The sequence below is a fragment of the Mycobacterium sp. UM_Kg27 genome, from assembly GCF_000972905.1.
Lineage (GTDB): Bacteria > Actinomycetota > Actinomycetes > Mycobacteriales > Mycobacteriaceae > Mycobacterium.
This window is the reverse complement of record NZ_JRMM01000307.1, coordinates 1-665: the sequence shown is the minus strand read 5'-3', so window position 1 is coordinate 665 and position 665 is coordinate 1. Positions and strand designations below refer to the sequence as shown.

General features: G+C 63.2%; 1 protein-coding gene. It reads right to left on the bottom strand.

Features of this window, described 5'->3' with window-relative positions; translation table 11 throughout:
* Positions 1-665, bottom strand: a 665-nt coding sequence (gene dmpG, locus LI94_RS21390) for a 4-hydroxy-2-oxovalerate aldolase (protein ID WP_046302512.1), incomplete at both ends; no start/stop codon positions are given.

Genomic DNA, 665 nt, shown 5'->3' with positions numbered 1-665 from the left:
TCGAAGAAGTCGATACCGGTCTTGACACCGATCTTGTCGAACACCCCGATCAACGCCTCCACCGGAGCGTTGCCCGCACCCGCACCGAACCGCCGCACCGAACCATCGATCTGCTTGGCCCCGGCACGCACCGCCTCCACCGAGTTAGCCACCCCCAGCCCGAGGTTCTCATGCCCGTGAAAACCCACCTGCGCGTCATCACCGAGCTCAGCGACCAACGCGGCCACCCGGTCGGCCACCCCTTCGAGCACCAGCGCACCAGCCGAATCCACCACATACACACACTGACAACCCGCATCGGCCATGATCCGAGCCTGAACGGCCAACTTCTCCGGAGAGATGGTGTGGGCCATCATCAAAAACCCCACCGTCTCCAACCCCAGCTCACGGGCCAGGCCGAAGTGCTGAATCGACACATCAGCCTCAGTGCAATGCGTGGCGATCCGACAGATCGCGCCACCGTTGTCCTGGGCCTCTTTGATGTCCTCCTTGGTGCCCACCCCCGGCAGCATCAAAAAGGCGATCTTGGCGTCTTTGGCGGTCTGCGCCGCCAGCTTGATCAGCTCCTGTTCCGGAGTCTTGGAAAACCCGTAGTTAAAGCTCGACCCGCCCAACCCGTCACCGTGGGTCACCTCGATCACCGGCACCCCGGCAGCATCCAGGGC